Source organism: Pseudomonas sp. PA-4-8C (assembly GCF_021606625.1).
GTDB lineage: Bacteria > Pseudomonadota > Gammaproteobacteria > Pseudomonadales > Pseudomonadaceae > Aquipseudomonas > Aquipseudomonas lactis.
The window spans coordinates 1-3,822 of record NZ_WKCD01000393.1 but is presented as its reverse complement, the minus strand read 5'-3'; the positions used below and the strand labels follow the sequence as shown (position 1 = coordinate 3,822).

Annotated in this window: 4 protein-coding genes; 3 read left to right on the top strand and 1 reads right to left on the bottom strand. The window is 51.8% G+C overall.

Annotation, left to right across the window (positions count from 1 at the left end):
* Positions 1-409 precede the first annotated feature (409 nt).
* From GIW04_RS28830 to GIW04_RS28820, 3 genes are read left to right on the top strand one after another with little or no spacing between them, the layout of a single operon-like run.
* Complete coding sequence (locus GIW04_RS28830) at positions 410-1,153, top strand: class I SAM-dependent methyltransferase (protein WP_050516268.1); 744 nt, start codon at positions 410-412, stop codon at positions 1,151-1,153.
* The gene (locus tag GIW04_RS28825; RefSeq protein WP_034136021.1) at positions 1,150-1,800 is read left to right on the top strand and encodes a hypothetical protein; all 651 of its coding nucleotides are present in this window, start codon (positions 1,150-1,152) and stop codon (positions 1,798-1,800) included. The genes GIW04_RS28830 and GIW04_RS28825 overlap by 4 nt, the downstream gene beginning before the upstream one ends.
* A 3-nt stretch (positions 1,801-1,803) precedes the next feature.
* Positions 1,804-2,094 carry a hypothetical protein gene (locus GIW04_RS28820; RefSeq protein WP_232964676.1) on the top strand — a complete coding sequence of 97 codons (291 nt, stop codon included), beginning with the start codon at positions 1,804-1,806 and terminating at the stop codon, positions 2,092-2,094.
* Positions 2,095-2,347: 253 nt separating this feature from the next.
* Here the strand turns inward: GIW04_RS28820 and GIW04_RS28815 are convergent, their stop codons facing one another.
* Positions 2,348-3,778 (bottom strand): phospholipase D-like domain-containing protein, encoded by a 1,431-nt coding sequence (locus tag GIW04_RS28815; RefSeq protein ID WP_232964677.1) that lies wholly within the window; start codon positions 3,776-3,778, stop codon positions 2,348-2,350.
* Positions 3,779-3,822 lie beyond the last annotated feature (44 nt).

The window sequence follows — 3,822 nt, the reverse complement described above, 5'->3', positions numbered from 1 at the left end:
GTGTAGGCGCTGTCTTAGCAACTCCACAGTGCTACGGCGAGTCCGCAGTATTGTGGGGTTGCTCTTTCAATCCAGGTGAATCAAGCGACTCGGCGAGTTGGCTTGACGGGAAAGCGTATAACCAAGGTGTACCAAGGAAGCTGCTTATGCGCAGCCGTCACTTGCGAGAGCCACACCTGTGCACAGACGAAACGCTCAAAATGACACTGCAAGGAGACCTCTATAGACTAAGATGCCAGCGCAATGATGGGTTCGAAGGCACTGTATTTCCAGAAACTTGATCGTTGAAGCGCCGACCCTGAGCATGAGGGGCGGCGGTGGGAGCGCTTGAATATGGGCTGCCCCACCCGCAACCGCGCAGCAAAAATAAATATGCATTCCACCAGCAGTTAGCAGATAGGGATATCACATGAGCCTTCCCCACACCCCAGACGTAACCATAGAGTTTGCTGAGCCGAACGGGCGTTGTGCCCAGGACGTATGGGATCGAGAGTATGAACAAGCGCCTACCATTCCATCATCGCTAAGAGCTGCACCGGCACATGCACTCGTCGAGCTGATGAAAACCTGTGAATTCCCCACTGCACGGGTCTTGGATCTTGGTTGCGGCAACGGTCGTAATAGCCTTTTTCTCGCGAGTTTGGGTATGCAGGTCGTCGCTCTGGACTTCTGTCCAAAAGCGGTGGCTTTGACACGTAGGCGTGTTGAGGAAGCCGGACTGTCAGGGGCTGTCGAAGTTGTGAAGCAAGATCTGCTAGAGGGAATCCCAGGGGGCGACGGGACTTACGATCTTGTAATGGATGCTTATTCGCTTTGCCATTTCACCCGCGACGAAGATCAACAGCGTGTTCTGCATGAGGTAGCGCGCGTGCTGAAGCCTGGGGGGCACTTTATCAAGATTCATGTCGACAGCTCGGACGCTTATTACTTAGAGAGGCTTCATACGCGAACATCCTACGGGCACATCAGCTTTGACCCCGCCAATGGCTTAAAGAAGATGCATTGCAGCTTGGCGACTTACACTGAGCAGGTCACTCCAAACTTTACCCTTGTCAAGGCTGTAAATGTCAACTTTCCTGACGACGTCCGCGGCAAAGTATATGACCGAAGCATATTTGCCTGTTTGATGCAGAACGTTAAGGGGGCGATATGAACGAAAAGAATCTGGACCCCTCAACGGGCCAATTCATTGATCCAATGTTTGCAGTCATGATCGCTGCCGCCGTGGCCGAGACCATTTTAGTGTGGGTCAAGGAAGGCGCTATCCCTGACTGTTTCACATTGATGGTGGTGATGGTCGGTTATGTGAATCTGCTATTGAGTTGGTTTGGCTATCATAAGTCGGTATTGAAAAGTCCAATACTTGGGAGTCTCCGCTTTATTGTGACCATCGTTCTCTTGCCACTCTACTTACTCACCGTAGTGCTGGCGACAAAACCTTTTTATTGCGTCGCCTTGACCTACACAAGCATATTTTTTCTATGGTCTTTTTGGGAATACTTAAAATACCGAGAGCGCTCGTTAGAAAAGAGCTTCTTATCGTTGCAGTTCAGGTCATTCAATGTAATGGTCTACCTCGCAACGATCTATGTCGTCATCGCAAAATTTGTCCCTGCCTCAAGTATCTCAATACTGCCTGAGTGGTTTTTCACGCTTGCCGACCCTATAGGCCTATTTGCGATTGTTTGTGCCATCGTCGTACTCCGTGCGAAGAAAAGTAGTAAAGATAGCAATGCGCCCCTTTCGAAGATCATCGGCCAGATCAAGATTTTGCTATTTGGTGATCAGGCAGGCGCTTAGAGGATGCCGTTAACCAAACGCGACGCCGCATGCATTGAACGCCGCCTTATCATCAGCCTGATTGAAGCCTGCGAGACCGCCAAGAGCGAAATCACAGGCTTCGATTGGTTGACTCATACGGTCGACCACAGTGCCCTCCCCAAAAGCCTGCGCTTGACTGTGAAGAGGACGGCCAACGCCAGCACGGTGGAGACTGGCGCGTACGTCTGGCCCGGCACTGACGCTGGCTCTATTTATCAAGACAAACGCATACCCATCTCTAATGCGCGCGTTTCAAACCCAAACTCGGCTTAGAAGGTGGGGGAGCATAAGGCTGAGAATGATAGGTGGATTTGAATGTCGAGCCCGAGAGAGGCTCCGATGGCGGTGGCACAGTCAATCTCTTCATTGCGCCTGAAACGCCGCTTTCGCAGCCTCGCTAAAGCTCGACAGCTCCCACAGGGGATTGGCGGTACTGCGAAAAAGGCACAGATATATTTTCTACACAGTAAAGGTTTAAATCAGATTTCATGCGAACCGGCGGTGCATGCAGTTCTACGATTAAAATTTAGCTGAGCAACGGACTGACATGCAGGACCGGGTTGTTCCTGACCTTGGTCAGTCGGATCTTGACTCGACTACCTGGTTTGCCAAAGAACATCGCGGCCCTTACACCCGTCAGCTTATGCCCTTCCGTGTAGTTGAAACTCTCGGTCACGCTTTGGCGAACAAGCCGTTCAAAACTGCGAGAGTTCTCCGAGATCCACGTAATCACCTCTCTTGTAAGTGTGGTTGGTGCGGGTTGAACTGGTTCGGGCCGCCCTTTGATTTTTAGCCTTGCTGGCTTCGGTCGTTTGGCTTCAAACAAAGTGATGTCATCAAGCTGGAAAGAGCCGGGCACTGTGCATACGTGCGATTTCCCCCACCACAAACTCACGACGAGGTTGGTGCCGTCTGGATGGCCGATTAGGCTCCTAGCAGCCGAGGACACTCGCAGAGACAGCTTCGGGAAAGCCTTGAATATCCCTGGCCCGAAAGTGATCCCTCGAGCAATCAGGCTGATTTGTTGACCAGCGACCCTTGCCCAGCCAAAGTCATTCGATTCCAGGAAGCACAAATAGCGGTCACCTTTATCTAACGTTGCCTCAACCTTCCCGTTCGGCCGCTCCCAGACCAGTAAATTGGCTTTATCTTCGGTCTTGAGAACAGAAGACTGGTCTATGCGCTTCACCTGAGCGGTTTTTGTGATGCTGGCTCTCAAGGCTTTTTTTAGCTTGCTGGCGATCGCAGCTCGATTTTTCGCATGCGCTTCGAAGCGCTCACGTCGGGCGCGTCGCCGGGACTTGTCAATGAAATCCTTTTGGTGCTCCGCACATTGTTTCTGGAACTCTTTGTGCAAGGCCTTCAAACGCTCGATATCCACCGTCATATCCGCGACCATTTCTGGCGTGATGCGCTCGGCATCATCCAGCCAGGGCTCAACGATGTCCATTGCCTGCCGGCGAGCCGGTTCGTCTTTAAGGTGAACACTGAGCTCGAGATTGTGCTTTCCACCCTGAGTCAGGTTCTGGCTGCCTACCGTGACAAAGGTGTCTTTGTCAGTCACCAGCTTGGCGTGAAGCCCATCGAGTTGGTAGACCTCATGTTTTTTCATCAGCTCGACGATGTCCTCAAGATCCGAACCACCGGTAGCAAAGACGTTGGTGTCAAACAGCGTGTAGATCCGCGCGCCTCTCTTGCCTTTAACCAGAGTCAATGCAACGTCCTTGGTGATATAGGGCGACAGGATGATCAGTGGCTGGGTAGAACGCTTTGCCTGTTGCATCCAGCGTGAGTGGATATCCTTAAACATGCGCATGTAAGCTTCTTCCTGAAGTGCTGCCCGCCCGGACGAACCGAGCTGATTCCAAGGGTGGGCGTTGAATTTTGGCCGATATCTACCGGTGAAGACCGACTTAAAAAGGCTGATGCAGATGGTCGGTCTAGCGATTTTTTTCAAAAAAAGTAGTTCGTCCCGATCTGCCTACGAGACGTTGACAACTA